Source organism: Streptomyces sp. NPDC055287, from assembly GCF_053646035.1.
Genome location: NZ_JBSHNE010000025.1, coordinates 49,372 through 73,879 on the forward strand (window position 1 = coordinate 49,372; position 24,508 = coordinate 73,879).

The 24,508-nt window shown below is 71.2% G+C and carries 18 protein-coding genes; 17 read left to right on the forward strand and 1 reads right to left on the reverse strand.

What is annotated here, in order from left to right; translation table 11 throughout:
• The first annotated feature begins 45 nt into the window (after positions 1-45).
• From ACWIHY_RS29055 to ACWIHY_RS29125, 15 genes are all read left to right on the forward strand, one after another.
• On the forward strand, positions 46-2,694 hold the full coding sequence (locus ACWIHY_RS29055; RefSeq protein WP_454378846.1) for a beta-N-acetylglucosaminidase domain-containing protein: 2,649 nt from the start codon (positions 46-48) through the stop codon (positions 2,692-2,694).
• A 269-nt stretch (positions 2,695-2,963) separates the two neighbouring features.
• Entirely contained in the window at positions 2,964-4,334 is a 1,371-nt protein-coding gene (locus tag ACWIHY_RS29060; RefSeq protein ID WP_454378794.1) for a hemolysin family protein, read from the forward strand.
• Positions 4,331-5,380, forward strand: coding sequence for a hemolysin family protein (locus ACWIHY_RS29065; protein WP_454378796.1), 1,050 nt, complete (start codon positions 4,331-4,333; stop codon positions 5,378-5,380). Before ACWIHY_RS29060 ends, ACWIHY_RS29065 begins: the two co-directional genes overlap by 4 nt.
• Before the next feature lie 31 nt (positions 5,381-5,411).
• On the forward strand, positions 5,412-5,996 hold the full coding sequence (locus tag ACWIHY_RS29070) for a helix-turn-helix domain-containing protein (RefSeq protein WP_454378798.1): 585 nt from the start codon (positions 5,412-5,414) through the stop codon (positions 5,994-5,996).
• A 130-nt stretch (positions 5,997-6,126) separates the two neighbouring features.
• Positions 6,127-7,095 (forward strand): NADPH:quinone oxidoreductase family protein, encoded by a 969-nt coding sequence (locus ACWIHY_RS29075; protein WP_454378800.1) that lies wholly within the window; start codon positions 6,127-6,129, stop codon positions 7,093-7,095.
• The gene (locus tag ACWIHY_RS29080) at positions 7,092-8,273 is read left to right on the forward strand and encodes an acyl-CoA dehydrogenase family protein (protein ID WP_454378802.1); all 1,182 of its coding nucleotides are present in this window, start codon (positions 7,092-7,094) and stop codon (positions 8,271-8,273) included. The genes ACWIHY_RS29075 and ACWIHY_RS29080 overlap by 4 nt, the downstream gene beginning before the upstream one ends.
• On the forward strand, positions 8,270-9,400 hold the full coding sequence (locus ACWIHY_RS29085; RefSeq protein ID WP_454378804.1) for an acyl-CoA dehydrogenase family protein: 1,131 nt from the start codon (positions 8,270-8,272) through the stop codon (positions 9,398-9,400). Before ACWIHY_RS29080 ends, ACWIHY_RS29085 begins: the two co-directional genes overlap by 4 nt.
• Before the next feature lie 112 nt (positions 9,401-9,512).
• Positions 9,513-11,114 carry an ABC transporter substrate-binding protein gene (locus tag ACWIHY_RS29090; RefSeq protein ID WP_454378806.1) on the forward strand — a complete coding sequence of 534 codons (1,602 nt, stop codon included), beginning with the start codon at positions 9,513-9,515 and terminating at the stop codon, positions 11,112-11,114.
• A 38-nt stretch (positions 11,115-11,152) separates the two neighbouring features.
• Positions 11,153-12,118 (forward strand): ABC transporter permease, encoded by a 966-nt coding sequence (locus ACWIHY_RS29095; RefSeq protein ID WP_454378808.1) that lies wholly within the window; start codon positions 11,153-11,155, stop codon positions 12,116-12,118.
• The gene (locus ACWIHY_RS29100) at positions 12,111-12,992 is read left to right on the forward strand and encodes an ABC transporter permease (protein WP_454378809.1); all 882 of its coding nucleotides are present in this window, start codon (positions 12,111-12,113) and stop codon (positions 12,990-12,992) included. Before ACWIHY_RS29095 ends, ACWIHY_RS29100 begins: the two co-directional genes overlap by 8 nt.
• Positions 12,993-13,318: 326 nt before the next feature.
• Complete coding sequence (locus ACWIHY_RS29105) at positions 13,319-14,224, forward strand: ABC transporter ATP-binding protein (protein ID WP_454378847.1); 906 nt, start codon at positions 13,319-13,321, stop codon at positions 14,222-14,224.
• A complete protein-coding gene (locus ACWIHY_RS29110; protein WP_454378811.1) occupies positions 14,217-14,876 on the forward strand; it encodes an ABC transporter ATP-binding protein in 660 nt (219 codons plus the stop codon). Before ACWIHY_RS29105 ends, ACWIHY_RS29110 begins: the two co-directional genes overlap by 8 nt.
• A 174-nt stretch (positions 14,877-15,050) precedes the next feature.
• The gene (locus ACWIHY_RS29115; protein WP_454378813.1) at positions 15,051-15,932 is read left to right on the forward strand and encodes a phosphatidylinositol-specific phospholipase C/glycerophosphodiester phosphodiesterase family protein; all 882 of its coding nucleotides are present in this window, start codon (positions 15,051-15,053) and stop codon (positions 15,930-15,932) included.
• Positions 15,933-16,064: 132 nt separating this feature from the next.
• Positions 16,065-16,259 carry a hypothetical protein gene (locus tag ACWIHY_RS29120; protein ID WP_454378815.1) on the forward strand — a complete coding sequence of 65 codons (195 nt, stop codon included), beginning with the start codon at positions 16,065-16,067 and terminating at the stop codon, positions 16,257-16,259.
• A gap of 129 nt (positions 16,260-16,388) precedes the next feature.
• Positions 16,389-17,966: a hypothetical protein gene (locus ACWIHY_RS29125; protein ID WP_454378816.1), complete on the forward strand. Its 1,578-nt coding sequence runs from the start codon at positions 16,389-16,391 to the stop codon at positions 17,964-17,966.
• A gap of 20 nt (positions 17,967-17,986) precedes the next feature.
• Here the strand turns inward: ACWIHY_RS29125 and ACWIHY_RS29130 are convergent, their stop codons facing one another.
• Positions 17,987-20,698: a SpoIIE family protein phosphatase gene (locus ACWIHY_RS29130; protein ID WP_454378817.1), complete on the reverse strand. Its 2,712-nt coding sequence runs from the start codon at positions 20,696-20,698 to the stop codon at positions 17,987-17,989.
• A 471-nt stretch (positions 20,699-21,169) separates the two neighbouring features.
• Here ACWIHY_RS29130 and ACWIHY_RS29135 point away from each other — a divergent pair, with 471 nt between their 5' ends.
• Positions 21,170-22,081 (forward strand): S1 family peptidase, encoded by a 912-nt coding sequence (locus tag ACWIHY_RS29135; RefSeq protein WP_454378819.1) that lies wholly within the window; start codon positions 21,170-21,172, stop codon positions 22,079-22,081.
• Between the two features lie 419 nt (positions 22,082-22,500).
• Positions 22,501-24,495 carry a ricin-type beta-trefoil lectin domain protein gene (locus ACWIHY_RS29140; protein ID WP_454378821.1) on the forward strand — a complete coding sequence of 665 codons (1,995 nt, stop codon included), beginning with the start codon at positions 22,501-22,503 and terminating at the stop codon, positions 24,493-24,495.
• The last annotated feature ends 13 nt before the right edge of the window (positions 24,496-24,508 follow it).

Genomic DNA, 24,508 nt, shown 5'->3' on the forward strand with positions numbered 1-24,508 from the left:
GGGACCCCTGGAGGACGTGTGACGCTCCGCCTGCGCCCGCTCGCCATGCTCGCCTGCGCTTCCGCTCTCGCCCTTGTGCTCGGTGTCCCGGCTGTCGGCGCGGCTGCCGACCCCCCGGGCGGCAACGGCCGGAGATCCGCCCCTGTCATCACCCCGACACCGCAGGACCTGCGACCGCGCGACGACCGCGCCACCATCACCCCGACGGTGACGCTCGTCGCCGGCGCCAAGGCCGACTCCGCCGCCCTGCAAGCGACCCAGCAGGCGCTCCTGGACGCCGGTGCGAACCAGGTCGTACGCGGCGAAAGCCCGGTCCGGGGCCGGCTGACCGTCTACGTCGGCGGCCCGGGGGAGACTGCGCAGACCGCCGGGGCGCTCATGGCCCTCGGTATCGAAGGCCCCGGCGAGCTCCCTCCCGAGGGGTACGTCCTGGGTATCGGTGAGCGCCGTATCGCGCTCTCCGGCAAGGACACGGCAGGGACGTACTACGCCGCCCAGTCGCTGCGCCGGCTGCTGCCCGAGCGGAAGGGCCCCGGCGCGAAGGTCGCGGGGGCCGAGGTCCGCGACTGGCCCAGTACGACCGTCCGAGGCGTCATCGAAGGGTTCTACGGCATCCCGTGGACCCACGCCGCCCGGCTCGACCAGCTCGACTTCTACGGCGAGCACAAGATGAACATCTACGTCTACTCGCCCAAGGACGACCCGTACCTGCGCGAGAGGTGGCGGGAGCCGTACCCCGCCGCCCAGCTCGCGAAGATGCAGGAGCTCGTCGACCGGGCCCGCGCCCGGCACGTGGAGTTCACCTACGCGCTGTCGCCCGGCCTGAGCGTCTGTTACAGCTCCGAGGCCGACATCAAGGCGCTCACCGACAAGTTCAAGACGGTCTGGGAGCTGGGCATCCGCACCTACGCCGTACCGCTCGACGACATCAGTTACACCCGGTGGAACTGCCAGGCCGACCAGGACAAATGGGGGACGGGCGCGGCCGCCGCCGGCGCCGCCCAGGCGTACCTGCTCAACCGGGTCAACCGGGACTTCATCGCCACGCACCCCGGCGCGGCGCCGCTCCAGATGGTGCCGACGGAGTACTACAACGTCACCCCGTCCCCGTACAAGAAGGCGCTCGCCGAGCAGCTCGACGAGGACGTGGTGGTCGAGTGGACCGGCGTCGGCGTCATCGCGCCGGTGATAACGGTGGCCCAGGCGAAGGCCGCGCGGGACGTCTTCGCGCACCCGATCCTGCTCTGGGACAACTATCCGGTGAACGACTACGTCACCAACCGGCTGCTGCTCGGCCCGTACAACGGACGGCAGAAGGGGATGCCCGCGGAGCTCGGCTCCGGCATCACCGCCAACCCGATGAACCAGTCGTACGCCTCGAAGATCCCGCTGATGACGGTCGCAGACTACGTGTGGAACGACGCGGCCTACGATCCGCGCACCTCGTGGCAGACGGCGATCTCCGAGTACGCCGGCGGCGACGCGAAGACCGAGAAGGCGCTTCGGATCTTCTCCGACGTCAACTACAGCTCCCGCATCAACGCCCAGCAGGCACCCGCCCTCGCCGCCGACGTCGCGCGGTTCTGGGAATCGGGGGGCGTGGCCGCGCTCGACCGTGCGCTGGACGGCCTGCAGAAGTCACCGGACGTACTGCGCGAGCGTCTGGCCGAGCAGGAGTTCATCGACGACAGCGAGCCGTGGCTCGACGCCGCCGAGGCCTGGGGCGTCGCGACGCGCGCGGCGCTGCGTCTGGTGAAGCTCGCCCGTGCCGGGGACGGCGCCGGGGCATGGGAGCAGCGGCAGCGGCTGCCCGGGCTCGTCGCAGCGGCGAGGTCCTTCACGTACACCGACCTGGACGGGCGCAAGATCCCGGTCGTCGTGGGGGAGGGCGTGCTCGACAGGTTCACCGAGGACGCGGCCGCCGAGCACGACCGGCTGCTCGGCGTCACCGGCACCGTCAAGGGCCTCACCAACCTCCCGACGTACCAGGGCAACGTGATCGCGCGGATGCTCGACGGCGAGGACAGCACGTTCTTCTGGAGCAGCCGCGCCACCGCCGCCGGTGACCAGGTGACGGTCGACCTGCGCAAGGAACGCGAGATCGGCGGAATCTCGCTCGCCATGGGCAAGCCGGGCAGCGTGAACGACTACATGCGCCAAGGAGTGCTGGAGTACTCGTCGGACGGCGCTTCCTGGGAACAGCTCACGGCGTTCTCCGGCAAGGCCGTGGTGACGGCGACGGCTCCCGCGGGAACCAAGGCCCGGTACGTGCGGGCGCGGGCCACGGCGGGCCAGACGAACTGGCTCGTCGTCAGGGAGTTCGGTGTCGAGACGAAGGACGCCTCCGTGACCGGCGGACCGCCCGCGGCGGCCGGCAGCAGCCTGCGCGCCGCGGCCGACGGAGACGTGACCAGCGTGTACCGAGCGGCGCGCGCACCCGAGGCCGGCGAAGCGCTCCAGGTGGATCTGGGCGGCGCGCGGGAGGTGCCGTCCGTGACCGTCCTCCGGCCGAAGGGCGGCTCCGCGCAGGCCGCCGTGCAGGTACGCGCGGCCGATGGCGACTGGCGCACGGTCGGCGAGCTCGACGGCGGCTACGGGAAGTTCACCGTGGGCGGCGAGGCGGTATCTGCCGTACGTCTGTTCTGGAACGAGGGCGGGGGTACGCCGCAGATCGCGGAGGTGGTCGTGCGGTAGCGGATTCTCCGCGCAGGCACGGCGCGGTCCCCCGGGGCGAAGACTCCGGGGGCCGCGCCGTGTCCGTCCCGCCGCGCTCCGACCGGTTGTGATCACCGTCACCCGACACCGCTTTTGCACCCCCTTTACTATTGGGGGACAGGGTTTCCGCCCTGCCCAGAACCCAGAACACCCGGACCAAGAAGGAGCTGCAGTCCCGCAATGGGTGAGCCTCCCAGTACGAGCCGTGCCATTTCCGCCCCGTCGAACGGTCGGGCGGAGGTGGCACGGTGACCGAAGTACTCCTTCTGCTCCTGGCTCTCGCGCTCACTCTGGCGTGCGCGTTGTTCGTCGCCGCCGAGTTCTCGCTGACCACGGTCGAGCGGGGCGAACTGGAGCGGGCCGCGCAGGCCGGTGAACGGGGCGCGGCGAGCGCCCTGAAGGCCGCCAAGCGCCTCACCTTCCAGCTCTCGGGCGCCCAGCTCGGCATCACCGTGACCTCGCTGGTCATCGGTATGCTCGCGGAGCCCTCGCTGGCCGTGCTGCTGCGCGGCCCCCTGGAAGCCGCGGGGCTGCCCGCCGGGGCCGTGTCCACCGTCGCGACGCTGCTCGGTGTCGCCGTGTCCACCGTGGTGCTGATGGTGGTCGGCGAGCTCGTCCCGAAGAACTGGGCGATCTCCAGCCCGCTGGCCGTCGCCAGGGTCGTGGCCGGCCCGCAGCGCGCCTTCACCGCCGCCTTCGCCCCCCTGATCCGCCACCTCAACAACACGGCGAACCGCATGGTGCGCCGCTTCGGCCTGGAGCCCGCCGAGGAACTGGCCTCCGCCCGTACGCCGCAGGAACTCGTCGCGCTGGCGCAGCACTCGGCGCGCGAGGGTGCGATCGAGCAGGACTCCGCCGAACTGTTCGTCCGTACCCTGCATCTCGGTGAGCTGACCGCCGAGAACGTCATGACGCCGCGCGTGGACGTCCAGGCCCTCGAGGCCCGCGCCACCGCGGCCGACGCCGCCAACCTCACGCTGGCCACCGGCCTGTCCCGCTTCCCCGTCTACCGCGAGACCCTCGACGAGGTGATCGGCACCGTCCACATCCGCGACGTACTCGCCCTGGACGAGTCGAAGAGGAACCGGACCCCGGTCACGGATCTGGCCACCGAGCCGCTGCTCGTACCCGATTCGCTGCCCGTGGACCGGATGCTCCAGCAACTGCGCGGCAGCCGCACCATGGCCATCGTGATCGACGAGTACGGCGGTACCGCGGGGGTCGCCACCGTCGAGGACATCGTCGAGGAAGTGGTCGGCGAGGTACGCGACGAACACGATCCGCACGAGCGCCCCGGCCTTCAGGCCGGTGACCCGTCGGCGGAGGGCCACGCGGTGTGGGAGGCGGACGGCAGCGTACGCCTGGACCAGCTCCAGGACATCGGCTTCAGCGCGCCGGACGGCCCGTACGAGACGCTGGCGGGTCTCATCGCGACGCGCCTGGAGCGCATTCCGGCGCCCGCCGACCGGCTCGACGTCGGTGACTGGAAGATCGCCGTCCTGGATGTGGAGCACCACCGGGCGGACCGGGTCCGGATCACCGCACCCGCGTCCGTGTCCGTGTCCGTGTCCGTGCCCGCCCCCGCTTCGGCGGCGAAGATCGCGGAGGAAGCCCGATGACCGCCCTCCAGCTCGCCATCGGCGCGCTCACTCTCCTCACCAACGCGTTCTTCGTCGGCGCGGAGTTCGCTCTCATCTCCGTACGGCGCAGTCAGATCGAACCGCAGGCCGTCAAGGGCAGCCGCCGCGCCAGGAGCACCCTGTGGGGCCTTGAGCACCTCTCCGCCGTGATGGCCACCGCCCAGCTCGGCATCACCATCTCCTCGCTGGTGCTGGGTGCGGTCGCCGAACCGGCTGTCGCCCACCTGCTGGAACCGCCGTTCCGGGCCGTCGGTGTGCCGGAGGGGCTGATCCACCCGATCGCGTTCGTGATCGCGCTGACCCTGGCGACGTATCTGCACATGCTCATCGGCGAGATGGTTCCGAAGAACATCGCGCTCGCCGCTCCGGCGCCCACCGCCCTGGCGCTGGCTCCGGCGCTGGTGGCCGTGACCCGAGCCCTGCGGCCGGTCGTCTTCGGCATCAACGCGTTCGCCAATCTCCTGCTGCGGATGCTCGGAGTCGAGCCGAGGAACGAGGTGGCGTCCGTCTTCACCGACGACGAGCTCGCTCGCCTCGTCAAGGACTCCAGTGAGGCCGGCCTGCTGGCGCCGGCCGACGGCGAGCGCCTGCGCGACGCCCTGGAGCTGGGCAGCCGGCCGGTGGGTGAGGTGATGGTGCCGCTCAACAGGATTGTCACGGTCGACCACACCACCACCCCGCAGCAGTTGGAGCGGGCAGCGGCGACCTGGGGATTCTCCCGGCTGCCGGTCACCGGTCCGGGCAACGAGGTACTGGGCTACCTGCACATCAAGGACGCTCTCGGCGTCGTCGAGCGCACCCGGCCGTTCCCGCGCGGCGCGCTGCACCCGGTGATCCGGGTCGAGATCGACACGCCGCTCGACGACACGATGACCGCGATGCGCGCCGCTGGCACGCACCTGGCCGCCGTCACCGGCGGCAAGGGCACCGTCATCGGCTTCGTCACCATGGAGGACGTTCTGGAGGAGCTCGTCGGCCCGGCGGCGGGCGGCGCGGTCCTGGTCCGGGGCGGCCGCCGGGTTTGACAAGGAGCCTTGCTGATCCTGCAATGTCCTCATGGATGAAGAGCAGGATCTCGACGGCGTACTGAACGGCGTGGGTCCGCGCCTGCGCAAGCTCCGTAAGGAGCGCGGAGCCACGCTCGCGGCCCTCTCCCAGGCGACCGGGATCTCGGTGAGCACCTTGTCCCGACTGGAGTCCGGGGGCCGCAAACCGAGCCTGGAACTGCTGCTGCCCATCGCCCGCGCCCACCAGGTGCCGCTCGATGAACTGGTGGGCGCGCCTCCGGTGGGGGACCCGAGGGTGCGGACGAAGCCGATCGAGCGGGGCGGGCAGACGTATCTGCCGCTGACCCGTCAGCCGGGCGGCCTCCAGGCCTTCAAAGTGATCTACCGGCACTCGGGCGAGAACCCCGAGCCGCGTACGCACGAGGGCTATGAGTGGCTGTACGTCCTGTCGGGCAGGCTGCGGGTGGTGCTCGGCCCGCACGATCTGGAGATCGGACCCGGTGAGGCGGTGGAGTTCGACACGCGGGTGCCGCACTGGTTCGGCACCGTGGGGGACGGGCCCGCCGAGTTCCTGAGTCTCTTCGGACCGCAGGGGGAGCGGATGCACGTACGGGCCAGGCCGAAGCCGGGCTGAAGAGGCCTGGCCGGGGCCGGCTAGTGGCGGCGTCGTGGCCGAGATGCCCCGGGACTGTTCCCCTCAAGGCAAGCGACCGCTTAGTATGCGCCGAGCGTGGTACTGCCTACGGTGTTGTGGAGGATCTCGGATGCAGGCATGGCGAGTGCACGAGAACGGCGAGCCCGGCGAGGTGATGCGGCTCGACGAGGTCGAGAAGCCGACCCCCGGCGAGGGGCAGCTCCTGCTGAGGGTGCGCGCCGCGAACATCAACTTTCCCGACGCCCTGCTGTGCCGCGGCCAGTACCAGGTACGGCCGCCGCTGCCCTTCACCCCGGGCGTGGAGATCTGCGGCGAGACCGAGGACGGCCGCCGTGTGATCGCCAACCCGGCGCTGCCGCACGGCGGTTTCGCGGAATACGTCGTCGTGGACGCGGCCGCGGTGCTTCCCGCACCCGAGTCGTTGGACGACGCCGAGGCGGCGGCCCTGCACATCGGATACCAGACAGGCTGGTTCGGCCTGCACCGCCGGGCGCGCATCCGGGCGGGGGAGACCCTGCTGGTGCACGCGGCGGCGGGCGGCGTCGGCAGCGCCGCCGTACAGCTCGGCAAGGCGGCGGGCGCCACTGTCATCGGCGTCGTCGGCGGCCCCGAGAAGGCCCGTATCGCCCGGGAGCTGGGCTGCGACCTGGTCATCGACCGGCGCAGTGAGGACATCGTCGCCAAGGTCAAGGAAGCCACCGGCGGGCGGGGCGCGGACGTCGTCTACGACCCGGTGGGAGGCGACGCGTACGCCAAGTCGGTCAAGTGTGTGGCCTTCGAGGGGCGCGTCGTCGTCGTCGGCTTCGCGAGCGGCTCGATCCCCTCGCCGGCGCTCAATCACGCGCTGGTGAAGAACTACTCGATCGTCGGCCTCCACTGGGGCCTCTACAACACCATGGACCCCGCCGCGATCCTCGCCTGCCACGAGGAGCTGACCGCACTGGCCGCCGAGGGCGCCATCAAGCCGCTGGTCAGCGAGCGCGTCGCCATGAAGGACGCGGCGGACGCCGTCCAGCGCGTCGCCGACGGAACGACCACGGGCCGCGTGGTCGTCGTACCCGAGGGGGTGGCCCGATGACGGACGCGGCGGAAGTACGAAGCCTGACGCGGGAGTTGCTGGCCGCCCACCCGCCGGCCGGCACGGACCGTACGGACTTCCTCAAGGCGCGCTTCGACGCCGGACTCGCCTGGGTGCACTACCCCATGGGCCTCGGCGGCCTCGGCGTGCCCCGCTCCCTCCAGGCCGTCGTGGACACCGAGCTGGCGGCGGCCGGGGCGCCCGACAACGACCCGCGGCGCATCGGCATCGGTCTCGGCATGGCCGCACCGACCATCCTGCGTTTCGGTACGGAGGAGCAGAAGCGGACCCTGCTGCGGCCCCTGTGGGTCGGCGAGGAGGTGTGGTGCCAGCTGTTCAGCGAGCCGGGCGCGGGCTCGGACCTCGCGGCGCTCGGCACGCGCGCGGTGCGTGAGGGTGACGGCTGGGTCGTCGACGGGCAGAAGGTGTGGACCTCCAGTGCCCATGTGGCGCGCTGGGCGATCCTCATCGCCCGTACCGACCCGGATCTGCCCAAGCACCAGGGCATCACCTACTTCGTGTGCGACATGACCGATCCGGGCGTCGAGGTCAGGCCGCTGCGCCAGATCACCGGCGAGGCCGAGTTCAACGAGGTCTTCCTCACCGGCGTACGCATCCCCGACAGCCGGCGCCTCGGCGCGGTCGGCGAGGGCTGGAAGGTCGCGCAGACCACGCTCATGAACGAGCGCGTCTCGATCGGCGGCTCCCGCATCCCGCGCGAGGGCGGCATGATCGGCACGGTCGCGAAGACCTGGCGCGAGCGTCCCGAACTGCGCACCCACGACCTGCACCAGCGCCTGCTGGACCTGTGGGTCGAGGCCGAGGTCGCCCGCCTCGCGGGCGAGCGGCTGCGCCAGCAGCTCGTGGCCGGACAGCCGGGCCCGGAGGGCTCGGGCATGAAGCTGGCCTTCGCCCGCCTCAACCAGGAGATCAGCGGCCTGGAGGTGGAACTGCGCGGTGAGGAAGGGCTGTTGTACGACGACTGGACCATGTGCCGTCCCGAACTCGTCGACTTCACCGGCCGCGACGCCGGCTACCGCTACCTGCGCTCCAAGGGCAACAGCATCGAGGGCGGTACGAGCGAGGTGCTGCTCAACATCGTCGCGGAACGCGTGCTCGGTCTGCCGTCCGAGCCGCGCAGCGACAAGGACATCGCCTGGAAGGACCTCTCCCGATGACAGCACAGACCGCTCAGCCCGATCTGCTGTACTCCGAGGCCGAGGACGACCTGCGCGCGGCCGTACGCTCACTCCTCGCCGACCGCTGCGACGCCGCGGCCGTCCTCACCCGCGCGGAGTCGGACACGCCGTACGACCCCCGGCTGTGGGCCTCGCTGGCCACCGACATGGGCCTGGCCGGGCTCCTCGTGCCCGAGAAGCTCGGCGGTCAGGGCGCCACGCACCGCGAGGCCGCGGTGGTGCTGGAGGAGCTGGGACGCAGCGTCGCCCCCACCCCGTACCTCACCGGCGCGGTCGTCGCCGCCGAGACGCTGCTGGGCTGCGGCACCGAGCACTCCGAGGGTGCAGCGGTCGCGGAACTCCTCGGCGCGCTCGCCGGCGGCCGTACGGTCGTGGTGCTCGCCGTTCCGCTGTCCTCCGCTCCCTCTGCCCAACTGCCGGGCGGGGTAAGGGCGGAGGGCGGCTCTCTCGTCGGGCGTATCACCGGCGTCGCCGACGCGGCCGCCGCCAAGGTCCTGCTCGTACCGGCCGAGGACGGGCTGTACGCGGTGGAGACCGGGGCGCCCGGCGTCACCGTCGAGTCGCTGACGCCGCTCGACCTGACCCGGCCGCTCGCCACCGTCACCCTCGACGGCGCCCGCGGCCGCCGGCTCGCCGGCTCGGCGGCGGCTCCTGTACGGCGCGGCCTGCTCGCCGGGGCCGGGCTGCTCGCCTCGGAGCAACTGGGGCTCGCCGAGTGGTGCCTGGAGGAGGTCGTCCGGTACACGCGCGACCGCAAGCAGTTCAACCGCCCGGTCGGTTCCTTCCAGGCGCTCAAGCACCGCATGGCGCAGCTGTGGCTGGAGGTCGTCTCGGCGCGGGCCGCCGCCCGCAACGCCGCCGACGCCCTGGCCACCGGCAGCGAGGACGCGCCCCTCGCGGTGGCGGTCGCGCAGGCGTACTGCTCGAGGGTCGCCGTGCACGCGGCGGAGGAGTGCGTACAGCTGCACGGCGGCATCGGCATGACCTGGGAACACCCCGCGCATCTGTACCTCAAGCGCGCCAAGGCCGACTCGATCGCGTTGGGCGCGCCCGGCAGGCACACGGAGGCGGTGGCGGAACTCGTCGGGCTGCCGTCGCCCGGCTAGGGCCGCCCGACCTGGCCCGGTAAGGGTCAGTGGATCACGCACCCCTTTACATGCGGTTTAATTGCGACCAGTTCGCAATAACTGTTGATCTTGTTTAGGGGTGTGGAGAGCCATGCTGTCCCGATCGATACGTGGGGCGGCCGCCGCGACGCTGGCCGGAACACTGGCCATCACCGCGGCGGCCTGCTCGAAGCCGGGCGCGAGCGGCGGCGCCGCCGGTCACGGCGCGGGGGATTCCGCGGTCGTCGGCATCGCGTACGAGCCCGAGACGCTCAGCCCGCTCCTCGGGTACGGCAAGGACGGCAACTCCAAGATCTTCGACGGGCTCCTCACCTTCGACGACGAGATGAACCTCCGGCCGGCGCTCGCCTCCGGGCTGCCCGAAGTCTCCGACGACGGCCGCACCTACACGTACACCCTGCGTGAAGGCGTGAAGTTCAGCGACGGCAAGCCCTTCACGTCGAAGGACGTGGTCTTCACCTACAGCACCATCCTCGACAAGAAGACCAACAATGCCTCCAGGACGGAACTCGACGCGGTCGGGGACGTCCGGGCGGAGGGGGACCACAAGGTCGTCTTCACGCTCAAGTACCCGTACGCGCCGTTCGCCGAGCGCACCGTCCTTCCGATCGCTCCCGAGCACGTCGCCGGCCGCCAGGACGTCAACAGCGGCTCCTTCACGACGAAGCCGGTCGGCACCGGACCGTACATCCTCACCGGCTGGTCGAAGGGCGAGAAGCTCAGCTTCAAGGCCAACCCCGGTTACTGGGGCGGCGCGCCCAAGGTGAAGAGGTTCACCATGGCGGTCATCAAGGACGACGACGTGCGCGCCACGCGCCTGCGCACCGGCGACCTCGACGGCGCCATCCTGCCGCCCAACCTCGCCAAGACCTTCAAGGACGACAACGACAGGACGACGTACGCCGCCAGGTCCTTCGACTACCGCACCGTCACCCTGCCGACGCACAACAAGGTCGCGGGCGACACGGATGTACGGCGGGCCCTCGATGTCGCCGTCGACCGCCGGGCCATGGTCGACAAGATCCTCGAAGGCGCGGGCAAGCCGGCCTACGGTCCGGTGCCGACGGACAGCCCCTGGTTCGCCAAGGGCACCGAGCGCACGCACGACGTCGCCAGGGCGAAGAAGATCCTGGACGAGGCGGGCTGGAAGTCCGGCGCCGACGGCATCCGGGTCAAGAACGGCGTACGAGCGCAGTTCCCGCTCTGGTACCTCTCCGGCGACAAGCTCCGCCAGGACCACGCCCTCGCCTACGCGTCCGACGCGAAGAAGGCCGGCATCGACATCAAGACCCAGGCCGGCACCTGGGAGGTCATCATGCCGCGCATGAAGCACGACGCCGTGCTCGCGGGCGGCGGCGCTCCCGGCGACCCCGACTTCGACCAGTACACACTGCTCCAGTCGTCCCTCGCGGGCGACGCCTTCAACAACATGGCCTGGTACGACAATCCGGCCGTCGACAAGGCGCTCAAGGAAGGCCGCGAGAGCGGCGAGAAGGCCGACCGCAGGGCCGCGTACGACACCATCCAGCGCGAGCTCGCGAAGAACCCCGGCTACACCTTCCTCACCCACATCGACCACCTGTACGTCGTCGACGACGAGTGGTCCGGGCTGACGACGCAGACCGAGCCGCACGACCACGGCCTGGCATCCGGCCCGTGGTGGAACGTCGAGGACTGGACGCCGAAGAAGTGACACAGCCCCACCCGAGCCGGAAGCTTCCCTGGGGGCCGATGGCGAGGATGGCGGGGCGGCGGACCCTGTTCGCCGCCCCCGTCCTGCTGGTGGTGACCTTCGGCGTGTTCGCCGTCGCCGCCGCCTCGCCCTTCGACCCCGTCAAGGCCTACGCGGGCACCGCGGGCCTCACCGCCTCGCAGGAGAACCTCGACCAGCTCCGCGCCAACCTCGGCGTCGACCAGCCGCTCGTCGAACGCTGGTGGCACTGGCTGACTTCCGCTCTCACCGGTGACCTCGGCGACTCCAGTGTGATGCGCCAGCCGGTGACCGACGTCATCGCCGAACGCCTCGGCTGGTCCGTGCTGCTCGCCGTCACCGCGTTCCTCGTCGCGATCCTGCTCGGTACGTCGCTGGGTGTCCTGGCCGCGCGCCGCCAGGGCGGCTGGCTGGACCGGACCGTCACCTCGGCTGCGTACACCCTGGAAGCGGCGCCCGCCTTCTGGCTGGGCCTGCTCGCCATGTGGTTCTTCGCGCTGGAGCTGGGCGTGCTGCCCGCGGGCGGTCTGACCGACACCGACAGCGATGTGGTGACGTTCGGGCAGGTCGCCGCACACGTGGTGCTGCCGGCGGCCGTTCTCGGCGTATCGCAGCTTCCCTGGTTCCTCCTCTACGTGCGCCAGGGCGTCGCCGACGCGCTGGAAGAGGACCCCGTACGGGGTGCACGCGCGCGTGGGCTCAACGAACGCACCGTGCTCCTCGGCCACGCCCTGCGCTCCGGGATGCTGCCGACACTCACGCTCATCGGCTCGCGCGTGCCCGAACTCATCACCGGTGCGCTGCTCGTCGAGACGGTCTTCAGCTGGCCGGGCATCGCGGCGGCGACGGTACAGGCGGCGACGTCGGTGGACTTCCCCCTGCTGGCGGCTCTCACGGTCCTCGCCACGGCCGCGGTCCTCGTCGGGAACCTCCTCTCCGACCTGCTGTACGGACTCGCCGACCCCAGGGTGGGCTTCGATGGCTGAATTCGCCTCCGAGGCCCACGTGTGGCGCTCGCACGGGCGCACCCGTCGCTCGACGCGCACGGTACGCGTCCGCACCTCGGCTGTCGTCGTCGCGGCGGTGGTGCTCGCGGTTCTCGTCGTACCGCCGCTGGCCGGCCTCGACCAGCAGGCCGTCGACTTGTCGATGAAGCTCCGGCCGCCGTCCCTGGCGCACCCCTTCGGTACGGACGACGTCGGGCGCGACCTGCTGCTGCGCTGCGTGTACGGGCTGCGCGTCTCCCTCATGGTCGGGCTCGTGGCGGCGCTCGTCGCCACGTTCATCGGTACGGCGGTGGGGGCGGCGGCAGCGGCGTTCGGCGGCTGGACGGACCGGATGGTGATGCGGCTCGTGGACACGTTCTCGTCCGTACCGCATCTGCTGCTCGGCATCTTCATCGTCGCGATGTTCCGGCCGGGAGTGTGGCCGGTGATCGTGTCGGTGGCGCTGACCCACTGGCTGTCCACCGCCCGCATCGTGCGCTCCGAGGTGCTGTCGCTGCGCTCGCGCCCGTACATCGACGCGGCGGTCTCGGGCGGCGCGTCGCGGTGGCGGGTCGCCGTACGGCACCTGCTGCCCGGAGTGCTGCCCCAGGCGGGGCTCGCCGCCGTACTGATGATTCCGCACGCGATGTGGCACGAGTCGGCGCTCTCGTTCCTGGGCCTCGGCCTGCCGACGCACCAGGCGAGCCTGGGCAACCTGGTCCAGTCGGCGCGCAGTTCGCTGCTCGCCGGTGACTGGTGGCCCACTCTCTTCCCGGGCCTCCTCCTGATCGTCCCCACCCTCGCCATCGCCGGCCTCGCGGGCGCCTGGCGGGAACGGATCAACCCGCGCCGCCGATCGGAGCTGATGCTGTGACGACGCCCAGGAACACCGGCCCGGCTCCCTCGGCCACCGATCCGGCCGCCGCCGCGCCGGCCCGTACCGCGGTCTGCGCGCCTGCCACGGAAGCGGCCGTAACGGTCGCTCCGGCGCCGCACGAGAACGCGTCCCGTGCCGGCGGTTCCCCGGAACGGGCAACCGGCCCGCACGGCGCGGGAGCGGCTTCGGGGCGTTCCCGTGTCGCGTCCGAGTCCGTTCCCGGGAACACGCGCAACGCGGCGGACGGAGCTGCCCGTTCCGTGCGCAAAGGCGCGTCCGGGACGCCCCTGTTGTCCGTGCGGGGGCTGTCCGTACGGTTCCGGATGCGCGGCGGGCGGCACATCGCCGCCGTCGCCGACGCGAGCTTCGACCTGGCTGCGGGGGAGTGCCTCGCGCTCGTCGGCGAGAGCGGGTGCGGCAAGTCCGTGCTCGCCTCGGCGCTGCTGGGGCTGCTCCCGGGCAACGCCCAGACCGCTGGTTCCGCGCTCCTGGGTGACGTCGATCTGCTCACCGCCGACGAACGCACGCTGGCGCGTACGGTGCGGGGACGCCGTATCGGACTCGTACCGCAGAGTCCCGCCGCGCACCTCACGCCCGTACGGACCGTCGGAGCGCAGCTCGAAGAGACGCTGCGCGAGCTGACCGGTGCGCGCAAGCACGACGTGCGCGAGGCGGCCCGCGAGGCGGCCGGGCGGGCGGCGTTCCCGGTGGACCATCTCGACCGCTACCCGCACGAGCTGTCCGGCGGACTCGCCCAGCGCGCCGCGACCGCCCTCGCCCTCGTCGGCGACGCGCCGTTGCTGCTCGCGGACGAGCCGACCACCGGCCTCGACCGCGACCTCGTCGACCGCACCGTCGACGAACTGCGCCGGCACGTCGACGACGGCCACGCCCTCCTGGTGATCACCCACGACCTCGCGGCAGCCGAGCGCATCGCCGACCGTGTCGCGGTGATGTACGCCGGACGGATCGTCGAACTCACCGACGCGACACGTTTCTTCGGGAGGACCGGCCCCCGGCACCCGTACGCCCGCGGGCTGCTCGACGCCCTTCCCGAGCGCGCTTTCACGCCGGTTCCCGGCATGCCGCCCGAGCTCGGCGACCTGCCCCCCGGATGCGCCTTCGCCGCCCGCTGCACCTACGCCACGGAGACCTGCGCCCTGCGGCCCGAGTTGACGGACGGCGTCGCATGCCACCACCCGACGGCCGAAGGGCATACCCGTGCTTGAACTCGACGCGATCACCGCCGGCTACGAACGCGGGAAGCCCGTCGTGCGGAACGCGCACCTCACCGTCGCACCCGGCGAATCGGTCGGCCTCCTCGGGCCGAGCGGCTGCGGCAAGTCGACGCTCGCCAAGGTCGCCGCCCTGCTGCACCGCCCCGACGCCGGCACCGTCACCCTCGACGGCCGCGCCGTCACCGGCTGGCGCCACCGCGCCCCGCGCGAACAGCGCACCGCGATCGGCGTGGTCTTCCAGCAGCCCCGGCTGTCCGCCGATCCCCGGCTGCGCCTGCGCGACCTCATCGCGGAACCGCTGCGCGCCACCGGACGGCGCGACGAGCCGGCAGCCACCGTGGGCGAGCTGTCCCGGACCGTGGGGCTCGGCGAAGACCTCCTCGGCCGGCGACCGCACGAAGTGAGCGACGGTCAGCTGCAACGCGCCTGCCTGGCCCGGGCGCTGGTGCTGCGACCGCGCTGGCTGGTGTGCGACGAGATGACGGCGATGCTGGACGCGTCGACGACGGCGGCCCTGGTCGCGGTGGTCGAGGAGTACCGGCGCGAGCACGGCGCGGGCCTGCTGGCCGTCGGCCACGACCGCGTCCTCCTGGAGCGCTGGTGCGACCGTACGGTCCGCTGGGAGGACATCGCGGCCGTTTGAGCCCTCGAGGCGACCCCCTGGGCGCCCCGCCGACGTCTCGGCCGCCCCTGTCGCCGGCGGTCCTGAACCACCGGCGACAGGTGGCCGAACTCTTGTCGTGGCCCTGCCCATTGGGCCGGTACGGAGCGGATACTCGCCGGAGTCCCGAACACCCCGTACGCATCCGGAGGCACCATGGCCGTCGCCGCGCCCACCCGCCGCAGAGTCGTCACCACCCTGGCCGCCGCCCTCGCGGGAGCCGCCGCCGTTCCCGCGCACGCCCACGCCGCCGGGCGCGATTCCGGCCCGCAGTCCGGCCGCAGGCCGCTGCGCCGCGCCCACGCGCACAACGACTACGAGCACGAGCGCCCCCTCCACGACGCCCTCTCGCACGGCTTCACGAGCGTCGAGGCGGACATCTTCCTCGTCGGCGGACAGCTCCTCGTCGCGCACGACCCGGTCGACCTCGATCCCTCCCGCACTCTCGAATCGCTCTACCTGGGCCCGCTCGCGGCGAGGGTCGGGGCCAACCACGGGTGTGTGTACCGCGGACACCACCGCCCCGTGCAACTGCTCATCGACATCAAGAACGACGGAGCGGCCGCCTATCTCGAACTGCACCGCCAACTGCGCCGCCACCGCCGGATGCTGAGCACGTACGCGCACGGCCACGTCCGCCCCGGGGCGGTGACCCCCGTCATCTCCGGCGACCGCGCCGCCCGCGTCCCCATGGAGGCGCAGCGGGTGCGCCACGCCTTCTACGACGGGCGCCTCGACGACCTCGCCGCCGCGGACCCGGCGCCCGCCTCCTTCATCCCGCTGATCAGCAGCAACTGGACGCACAGCTTCACCTGGCAGGGCGTCGGGCCGTTCCCGGCGGCCGAACGAGCGAAGCTGCACGACCTCGTCCGCGCCGCCCACCGGAGCGGCCGGCGGGTCCGTTTCTGGGCCACACCCGACCTGCCGGGACCGGCGCGCGACGCCGTCTGGGCCGAGCTGCTCGCCGCGGACGTGGACCACATCAACACCGACGACCTCGTCGGTCTGGAGCGCTTCCTCCGTACGCACGACGCGTAACCGGACATCCCCTCGGTCATCACAACCAGTCAACACCCGTACGGCGGACACGTCTTCCGCCCGTACGGGCCCTCCGTTACGCCAGACTGACGGCCGAATGCCGCTATTCAGGCGCGGCGGAGGAGGTTGACCATGGCCATTTCGATCTCGTTGGTGCTGCTCCTGCTGATTCTCGCGGTGATCTTCCTGCGTAACGGAGGACTGAAGGTCTCGCACGCGCTGGTCTGCGCCCTGCTCGGATTCTTCCTGGCCGGTACGAGCATGGGGCCGACCATCCAGAACGGCATCGCCGCCACCGCCGACGTGGTCGGCGGCCTCAGGCCATGACCACCGCGTCCGCGCGCCGCGACATTGCGCGCGCATGGCAGGGCGATGAAACGGTGTGGGATTCCATGGACACTTCAAGGGGTCGGCTCTAGCGTCGGGCGGCGGCGCGACCCCCATTCAAGGAGCCCGATGTCCCGGTCCTGCAGAGCGCACGCCCGTGTCCTGGCCCTCGCCCTCGCCCTCGTCGTCCCGGCGGTCCTGCCCGCCGGCGTCGTCCGCGCCGAGGAGATACCCAAGGCGCCCGGCCACCGGCTCGTCAGCGCGTACGAGGGCGAGCCGGCCACCGCCCAGCCGGTTCCCGGCGACGCGCCCCCTCAGCACCCGTTCCTCGCCCCCAACGGCCGCAGCGGCATGCACGCTGACGCGGCGGGCAGCGGCACCCACCCGTACTCCGGCCCGCTGGGACGCGACCCGCAGGTCACCAGCGAGAAGATCGCGGCGCTGGGCGGCGAGTGCGCGACCGCCACCTTCGACGCCGCGGGCCGCCTGATCACCGTCTGCGGCACCTTCCAGGGCTTCCGGCTCAAACTGCTGCACCCGCGCACCCTCGCCACCCTCGCCGAGTACCGGCTGCCGCAGCGCTCGTCGACCGTGGAGGCCGTCACCCGGCTCGACTTCGAGAAGATCTTCAAGGACACGTCCGGCGGTGCCTACTTCTACCTCGACAACCAGGACAGCGTGGTACTCGCCGACTCGCGCCAGCACATTCTGCGGATCGCGCACGAGCGTGCGGCGGACGGCAGTTGGCGCTTTGTCGTCGAGGACGACTGGGACCTCACCGCTCATGTCCCGCACGACTGCGTGACGTGGACGAACCTCTACCCCAGCGGCACGTGCGACCCCGTCACCTCCGTGATGCCCGACTGGCAGGGCCGCATCTGGTGGGTGACCCGGCTCGGCCGCGTCGGCACGGTGGACCCCGGGACGTCCCGTATCCGCGCCGTCCGGCTCGAAGGGGAGGAGATCCAGAACTCCTTCTCGGTCGCCGAGGACGGCGTCTCGATCGTCTCGGACCACGCCCTCTACAGCTTCCGCACCGACGCCGACGGCACACCCCGGGTGCGGTGGCGCCAGACGTACGACCGGGGAACGGGCACCAAGCCCGGCTCCGTCAACCAGGGATCGGGCACCACCCCCGACCTGTTCGGCGACGGCTACGTGGCGATCACCGACAACGCCGACGAACGGATGAACGTCCTCGTCTACCGGCGCGCCGCTGACGTTCCCGCGAACGACCGGCTGGTCTGCAAAATACCGGTCTTCGCCGCCGGAAGGTCCACCACGGACAACTCCCTCATCAGCTGGGGCAACAGCCTCGTCGTCGAGAACAACTACGGCTACGAGAACCCGTCGTCGCTGCTGCTCGGACGCAGCGTCATCGGCGGCGCCACCCGCATCGACGTACGCGAGAACGGCAGTGGCTGCGACACCGTCTGGGAGAGCGACGTACGGTCGCCGTCCACCGTCCCCAAGCTCTCCACCGCCAACGGACTGCTCTACTTCTACGCGAAGGAGCCGAACAGGCTCGGTATCGACGCCTGGTACCTGACGGCCGTCGACTTCCGTACCGGCAAGATCCGCTGGAGGCAGCTCACCGGCACGGGCCCGGCGTACGACAACAACTGGGCGCCGGTCACCATCGGCCCGGACGGCACCGCGTACACCGGCGTCTTCAACGGCATCGTGGCGGTGCGCGACCGGGACTGACCGGGCATCCTGCCCCTGCCCTACGGGAAGTCCGGCGGCGGCTGGCCGTCCGGCATCGGCTGCTCCGTCCAGATGACCTTGCCGTCCGCGGTGTACCGGGTTCCCCAGCGGTCGGCGAACTGCGCGACGAGGAACAGGCCCCGGCCGCCCTCGTCCGTGTTCGCCGCCTGCCGCAGGTGCGGAGAGGTGCTGCTGCCGTCCGAGACCTCGCAGATCAGGCTGCGATCACGAATGATCCGTACGCGGATGGGACCCGCCGCGTAACGGATGGCGTTGGTGACCAGCTCGCTGAGAATCAGCTCGGTGGTGAACGCCTCCTCCACCAGATCCCACTCGGCCAGCTTGCGGGTGACAGCCGCCCGTACCTCGGCCACGGCCGACGGGTCGGGCGGCACGTCCCAGTCGGCCACCCGGCTGGAGTCGAGGACCCGCGTACGGCTGACGAGCAGCGCGATGTCGTCGCGCTGGCGCACGGGCAGCAGGGCGCCGAGCACCTCCTCGCAAATCTCTTCCGGCGTCCGGCCGGCGTGCTCGCCCAGCGTGCGGCGCAGGAGCGCCAGCCCCTCGTCGATGTCCCGGTCCCGGTCCTCGACGAGCCCGTCGGTGTACAGGACCAGACGGCTGTTCTCCGGCAACCGCATGTCCAGCGTTTCGAAGGGCAGCCCGCCGAGCCCGAGGGGAGGTCCGCCGGGGACATCGGCGAAGACCGTTGTGCCGTCCGGATGGACGATCGCCGGCTGGAGGTGGCCGGCCCGCGCCATCGTGCAGTGCCCGGTCACCGGATCGTAGATCGCGTACAGACAGGTGGCTCCGGTGACGCCCGCGTCCGCGTTGTCGCCGGTCTCGTCCTGGTCGATGCGGGCGACCAGCTCGTCGAGGTGCCACAGGAGCTCGTCGGGAGGCAGGTCCAGGGTGGAGAAGTTGTGTACCGCGGTGCGCAGCCGGCCCATCGTGGCGGCGGCGTGGAGCCCGTGGCCGACGACGTCGCCCACGACGAGCGCCACGCGGGCCCCCGGGAGCGGGATGATGTCGAACCAGTCCCCGCCGACGCCCCCGAGGCCGCCGAGTCCGGCCTGGGCGGGCAGATACCGGTAGGCGACGTCGACGGCGTTCTGCTCCGGTAGGCCGCGGGGCAGCAGGCTGCGCTGGAGCGTCACCGCCATGGTGTGCTCGCGCGTGTAGCGGCGGGCGTTGTCGACGCTCACCGCGGCGCGGGCGACCAGTTCCTCGGCGACGGAGAGATCCTCCTCCTCGAAGGGCTCCGGCTTCTCCGAGCGCCAGAAGATCGCCAGGCCCAGAATGACGCCTCGGGCGCGCAGCGGTACCGCGATCATCGAGTGGATGCCGTGCTCGACGAGTTGTCGGGCGCGTTCCGGATCCTGCTCCTGCCAGCCGGCGAACTGCGCCAGATGCGCCTGGAGGACCGCCTCGCCCTTGCCGAGGCTGAACCCGACCGGGGTGGACGGCACAAAGCGGATCGTCTTGCCGAGGGGGTAGAGCGATGTGCCTTGTTGGATACCGCTGAAGGCGACCCGGCGCAGGTCCACGCCCGGTCCCGTGCTTGTGCCCGTGGCGGTCGGCTCCTCACTGCGCAGTACGGCCTCCACCAGATCGACGGTGGCGTAGTCGGCGAAACGGCCCACCGCGAACTCCGTCAGCTCTTCGCACGTGCGCACCACGTCCAGAGTGGTGCCGATCTCCGTACCGGCGTCGTACAGCAGCTTCAGGCGCCCCCGCGCCACATCGGCCCGTCCGGTGAGGGCCTGGAGCTCGGTGGTGTCCCGCAGCGTCGCGACGCTGCCGGCCGGCCCGCCGTGCTGGTCCGTGGTCCGCTGGTTGACGGCGAGCAGGCGGTCTCCGACCGGAAGGACCTCGTCCGTGACGTTCCGGCCCGAGGCCAGCAGCCCGGCGGTCTCCGGATCGAGCCCCAGGTCGAAGACGTGGAGCCCCTCCACCTCGTTCGGCAGCCCGAGCAGCCGGCGCGCCTCGTCGTTGGCGAGCAGCAGCCGGCCGTCGCCCCCGACGATGAGCACGCCCTCCCGTACGGCGTGCAGGACCGCGTCGTGATGCTCGTACATCCGGGTCATCTCGGCAGGGCCCAGGCCGCGCGTCTGGCGGCGCAGTCGTCTGCTCACCAGGGCCGTGCCGCCCGTGGCGAGGAGCAGCACCGCCGCCGCGGCCCCGAACAGCAGGGGGATCTGCTCCTCGACGACACCGCTGACCTTCTCGATGGTGATGCCGGCGGACACCACCCCGATGACCGAGCCGTCGCGGGCGGTGACGGGCACCTGGGCCTGCACGAGCGGGCCGATGGTCCCGGTGATCTTCTCGGTCACGACCTGGCCGGACAGCGCCGGTTCGAGGTTCCCGACGAACTTCTTCCCGATCCGGTCGGGCAGGGGGTGCGTATAGCGAATCCCGTCCCGGTCGAGTACGACGATGAAGTCGACCCCCGAGCGTTGACGGGCCTGCTCGGCCGGCGCTTGCAGTTCCGCGGTCGGGTCTGGACTCTTCAGGGCCGCCTCGACACCGGGTGAACTGGCGAAGGTCTCGGCCACGGCGACCGATCGGTTGCGGGCCTCTCGTTCGCTGTCGCTCCGGGACTGCAGCACGAGTACGGCCATGGCGCTGGCGACGAGCAGCACGACGATTGCCACCTGCAGGAGAAAGACCTGACCAGCGACAGTTCGCATCCGCAAAACCGAGCGCGGGCGGCCGTTGCGTCCGGCCATGACCTCTTTCTACACCTCCCGCATACGCCGGGCGAGCCGCGAGCCGCGAGTCGCGGACGCGGTGGCTGCTGGGCGAGCCGTTCAGGGCTCACATTCAATCGCGTGAGGCGTGCGGGGGACAGATGCCGGTCGAGCCTGTTCGGATCTCACCTTCGTTCTCCCCCGGGCTCCGGACCGGCCGGCACCTGTCGAACGCGGACGGGCGACCCTCGGAAGAAGTCGCGGGGGCGAGTGAACCTGGTCGCTCCTTTTTCCGTCTGAGAGAAGCAGGGACGATATGCGGGCAGCAGAATGGAAGTCGCCATTGGTGGAATTGTGCTCCCTTTCTTTGACGTGCTCACACAGATGCTTCTAATGTGAGCCGGCGTCATAACACCACGCCTACGCAGGCTTATTGACGGGGCTGCCGGCTCCTCCATAAGTCCCTGTGGGCTGCCGTGGTGTCATTTCACCGAATCGGAGACACCCCCCATGCGAATTCCATTCTCCCGCCATCGCTCCCGGCAGCTGACCGTCGCCGGTGTGGCGGCGGGCGCGGCCCTCGGCCTTTTCATATCGACCGCGAGTACGGCCCAGGCGGCCCCCGCGGCCCCCGCGGCTCCGGTGACGAAGGGCGGCGACCGGCCCAGCGCCTACATCATCGGTGGCGTCGAAAAGCCCAACGGTTCCTACCCGTTCATGACCGCGCTGCTGAACAAGGGCAGGGGCAGCGCGGTGGACCGGCAGTTCTGCGGTGGCAGCCTCTTGTCGCAGGACGTCGTGATGACTGCCGCGCACTGTGTCGAAGGCACCAAAGCGAAGACCATCGAGCTGGCCGTCGGCCGTACCGTGCTGTCGGACAAGCGCCAGGGGTCCCTGCGCAATGTGGCCGACATCGTCGTCCACCCCCGGTACGCCAAGGGGAAAGAGGCGTACGACATGGCGCTGCTGATGCTGGACAAGCCGGTCAGGGGGACGGCCCCGGTACTCCTGCCGACCGCGGGGACCGACGCTCTGATCCGGCCCGGTGCGTCGGCCACGGTCGCCGGCTGGGGCAACACCAACACGGAGATCCCGTCGTACCCGGACCGCCTGCGTGCGGTGAACGTGCCTGTGCTTTCGCACATCGAGTGCAAGGCGAGCTACCCCGGTTACGACAAGGGGGTCAATGTCTGCGCCGGCGTCGAGGGCAAGGACTCCTGCCAGGGCGACAGCGGCGGTCCGCTGTTCCGCAAGCTGCCGGGCCGTCAGGGCGTCTACCAGATCGGCATCGTGTCGTACGGGGACGGCTGTGCGGAGCAGGGCGCTCCCGGTGTCTACACGTACACCGGCTCGGCCAAGCTCTGGAAGACGCTGGACGAGTCGGCCAAGGGCAAGAAGGCCAAGCGCCTGCTCGGGCGGTGACCCGCTGAGCCGTCCGGCGTCGCGTTGATCTGTGGCTGCCACCTGCCCCCGGCCGGGGCCGGGTGGCAGCCGCACGCGTCCGCGCCGACGAGGCGCCGGGGCTCCGTTTCCCCCAGGGATTTCGAAAGTGGGTGCGAGTACCGCGGGTAACCTCATGGACCGGCTTTCCTGCTGAATGGAAGTCACTCAGGCCGCTTGTTTCCCGTCAGTCACTTGTGCGAGGGTGAACTTCCTCACGCAGAGGCATTGGTCCAAACCATTCTCACCGTCCGTGGTTTCGTTCCGGCTGACCTCGAAAGTACTCCACTGACGCTTTTTTCCGAGGACCTCCTGGCGCGAACCGCTTTCGGAGGACTGCCTTTCCGGTGGGTAGAAATTCTGCGTTCCGTCCATCTGGTGCCTTGGAAGGAATCGGTTCCTTGTACTCGCCCCACCCCCCTCGTCCCTCGTACCCCCCTCGTCCCGCTGTCGCCCCCGGAGACTCCGACGAGAACCTCGCCGCCCGATTGTGGGAGCGGGCCGAGGGCGGGACCGCCCTTCCCGTCGCGCTGCTGCTGGCGCGCCACTGGCAGCCGGCGTACGACTACGCGGTCATCTGCCTCGCTTCCTCGGCGGACGTCGCGTCGATGGCGACCACCGCGGCCTTCCGGCAGGTGCTCGAGAGCCGCGGTCGGCGGCCGTCGCCCGAGGCGCTGCGTCCCCGGCTCCTGGTGACCGTCCGGGACACCGTCAGGGCATGGTCCGCCGAGGACGGCATATCCGGTGCCCTGCCGGAACTGAAGAAATCGGCCGGGGGACGCGGCATGCGTACCGCGAAATCCATGACGTCCGGAAGCCGTGAGCTGGCCGAGCGTTCTTTCCTGGCTCTCCCGGGGCCCGCTCAGTGTCTGCTGTGGCACAGCGAAGTCGAAGCAGATCCCCTATCCGTACCGGCAGGCTTGCTGGCCGTGGACGACGGCACCGCGACGGCCGTGCTGGAGCAGGCGCGCGAGCAATTCCGGGAGGGCTGCGTCCGGGCCCACAGGGAACTCGCGCCGACCGCGGAATGCCGTTTCTACAATCGCCTTCTGGACATTCCGATTCGCCGCGGCGGCGCTCTGCTGCCCGATGTCCGCCAGCATCTGCTCGAGTGCCGATATTGCCGTCACGCTGCCGAACAACTCAGCCTGTGCGAGGGCGATGTGGGTGTTCTGCTCACCGAAGCCGTACTCGGCTGGGGCGCCCGGCGCTACCTGGACTCGCGGCCGGGGCGCGGTGCCTCAGGGACGACTCCCGGCGGGTTCGCCGGCCGGGGCGGCCGGCGCGCGGAAGGCGGACGCCACCGTCTGCTGCCCCGAGCCGCCTCGTCGGCTCAGCGCTTCACACCGCCCCGGAAACCCTCGAAGCCCGTGCTCACCGGGCTCGGCCTCGTATCGGCCGCCGTTCTCTCTGCCGTTCTCGCCACCAGCCTCTGGTCCGACGACGGCCCCGACCCCGTGCCCGCGGCCTCCGCGGGCGCGGCCGGCAGCAGGCAGGGATCTCCGGGCGCGGGCTCCCCGATGCCGTCCGCCGTGCCGCCGCCGGCCACCTCCGCCGGATTTCCCGGCGTCTCAGGGCATGGCAGGCTTCGCAACGCCGCGACGGACCTGTGCCTTGACCTCCGCGGCGAGGCCAAGCCGGGTGCCGGGACGAGAATGGCGGAGTGCTCCTCGGCGAAGAACCAGCAGTGGTCGTACGGAAGCGACGGTCTGCTGCGCAGCCTCGCGGACCTGGAACTCTGCCTCGACTCCCGGGCGGACGACGGTGCGACCGCCCTCGGCAGATGCGAGGACCCTTCGGCGGCCGGGAGCGTCGACGACCTGCGTTACGACCTGACGGTGCAGGGCCAACTGCTGCCCCGCTGGCGCGAAGGGCTCGCGGTCGTTCCCACCTCGGTGGAGAACGGCGCCGATGTGGTGGTCAAGATCCGCGACAGCTCCGCCGAGCAGAAATGGGTGCTCGACTCCTCGTCGGCCGCCCCCCGGTCAGGGCCGAACACAGCGACGGCCGCCCCTTCGGCCAAGGCCGTCCCCGACATGCCGTCCGCCGACGGGAGTTGCGGTGTGCCGGCCTGCGCGCCCGCTCCACCCGACGACGCGAAGGAACGCGAGGCCGCAGCGCCTTCGGGGGAGAAGGCCCGTCCGAAGCAGCAGAAACAACGCGCGGCCGAAGCCGACCCCCAGCGGAAGGAGGTGGCGGTGCCGCGGCGCAGCGGTGGCGACTTCCGTCCCGGCCGCCCGCCCGGCGCTCAAGCCGACGACCGCAAGGCCGGCCCTTCACGCCGCGGTGCGCAGGCCGGGGAGCGTCCGGCCCCGCCCGGGCACGGCCGTCGTGGCGAAGCGCGTCCGGGGTTGGGCACGTTGGTGGTACCGGCCGTCTCCCTCCCCTTCGGCTGATACGAGCGCAGCT

Bases quoted from the DNA above. Each gene is read 5' to 3' on its own strand.
- ACWIHY_RS29055 (WP_454378846.1), top strand. From the start codon at position 46: ATGCTCGCCTGCGCTTCCGCTCTCGCCCTTGTGCTCGGTGTCCCGGCT.
- ACWIHY_RS29065 (WP_454378796.1), top strand. From the start codon at position 4,331: ATGACCGCCCTCCAGCTCGCCATCGGCGCGCTCACTCTCCTCACCAAC.
- ACWIHY_RS29070 (WP_454378798.1), top strand. From the start codon at position 5,412: ATGGATGAAGAGCAGGATCTCGACGGCGTACTGAACGGCGTGGGTCCG.
- ACWIHY_RS29075 (WP_454378800.1), top strand. From the start codon at position 6,127: ATGCAGGCATGGCGAGTGCACGAGAACGGCGAGCCCGGCGAGGTGATG.
- ACWIHY_RS29080 (WP_454378802.1), top strand. From the start codon at position 7,092: ATGACGGACGCGGCGGAAGTACGAAGCCTGACGCGGGAGTTGCTGGCC.
- ACWIHY_RS29085 (WP_454378804.1), top strand. From the start codon at position 8,270: ATGACAGCACAGACCGCTCAGCCCGATCTGCTGTACTCCGAGGCCGAG.
- ACWIHY_RS29090 (WP_454378806.1), top strand. From the start codon at position 9,513: ATGCTGTCCCGATCGATACGTGGGGCGGCCGCCGCGACGCTGGCCGGA.
- ACWIHY_RS29095 (WP_454378808.1), top strand. From the start codon at position 11,153: ATGGCGAGGATGGCGGGGCGGCGGACCCTGTTCGCCGCCCCCGTCCTG.
- ACWIHY_RS29100 (WP_454378809.1), top strand. From the start codon at position 12,111: ATGGCTGAATTCGCCTCCGAGGCCCACGTGTGGCGCTCGCACGGGCGC.
- ACWIHY_RS29105 (WP_454378847.1), top strand. From the start codon at position 13,319: ATGCGCGGCGGGCGGCACATCGCCGCCGTCGCCGACGCGAGCTTCGAC.
- ACWIHY_RS29115 (WP_454378813.1), top strand. From the start codon at position 15,051: ATGGCCGTCGCCGCGCCCACCCGCCGCAGAGTCGTCACCACCCTGGCC.
- ACWIHY_RS29120 (WP_454378815.1), top strand. From the start codon at position 16,065: ATGGCCATTTCGATCTCGTTGGTGCTGCTCCTGCTGATTCTCGCGGTG.
- ACWIHY_RS29125 (WP_454378816.1), top strand. From the start codon at position 16,389: ATGTCCCGGTCCTGCAGAGCGCACGCCCGTGTCCTGGCCCTCGCCCTC.
- ACWIHY_RS29130 (WP_454378817.1), bottom strand. From the start codon at position 20,698: ATGGCCGGACGCAACGGCCGCCCGCGCTCGGTTTTGCGGATGCGAACT.
- ACWIHY_RS29135 (WP_454378819.1), top strand. From the start codon at position 21,170: ATGCGAATTCCATTCTCCCGCCATCGCTCCCGGCAGCTGACCGTCGCC.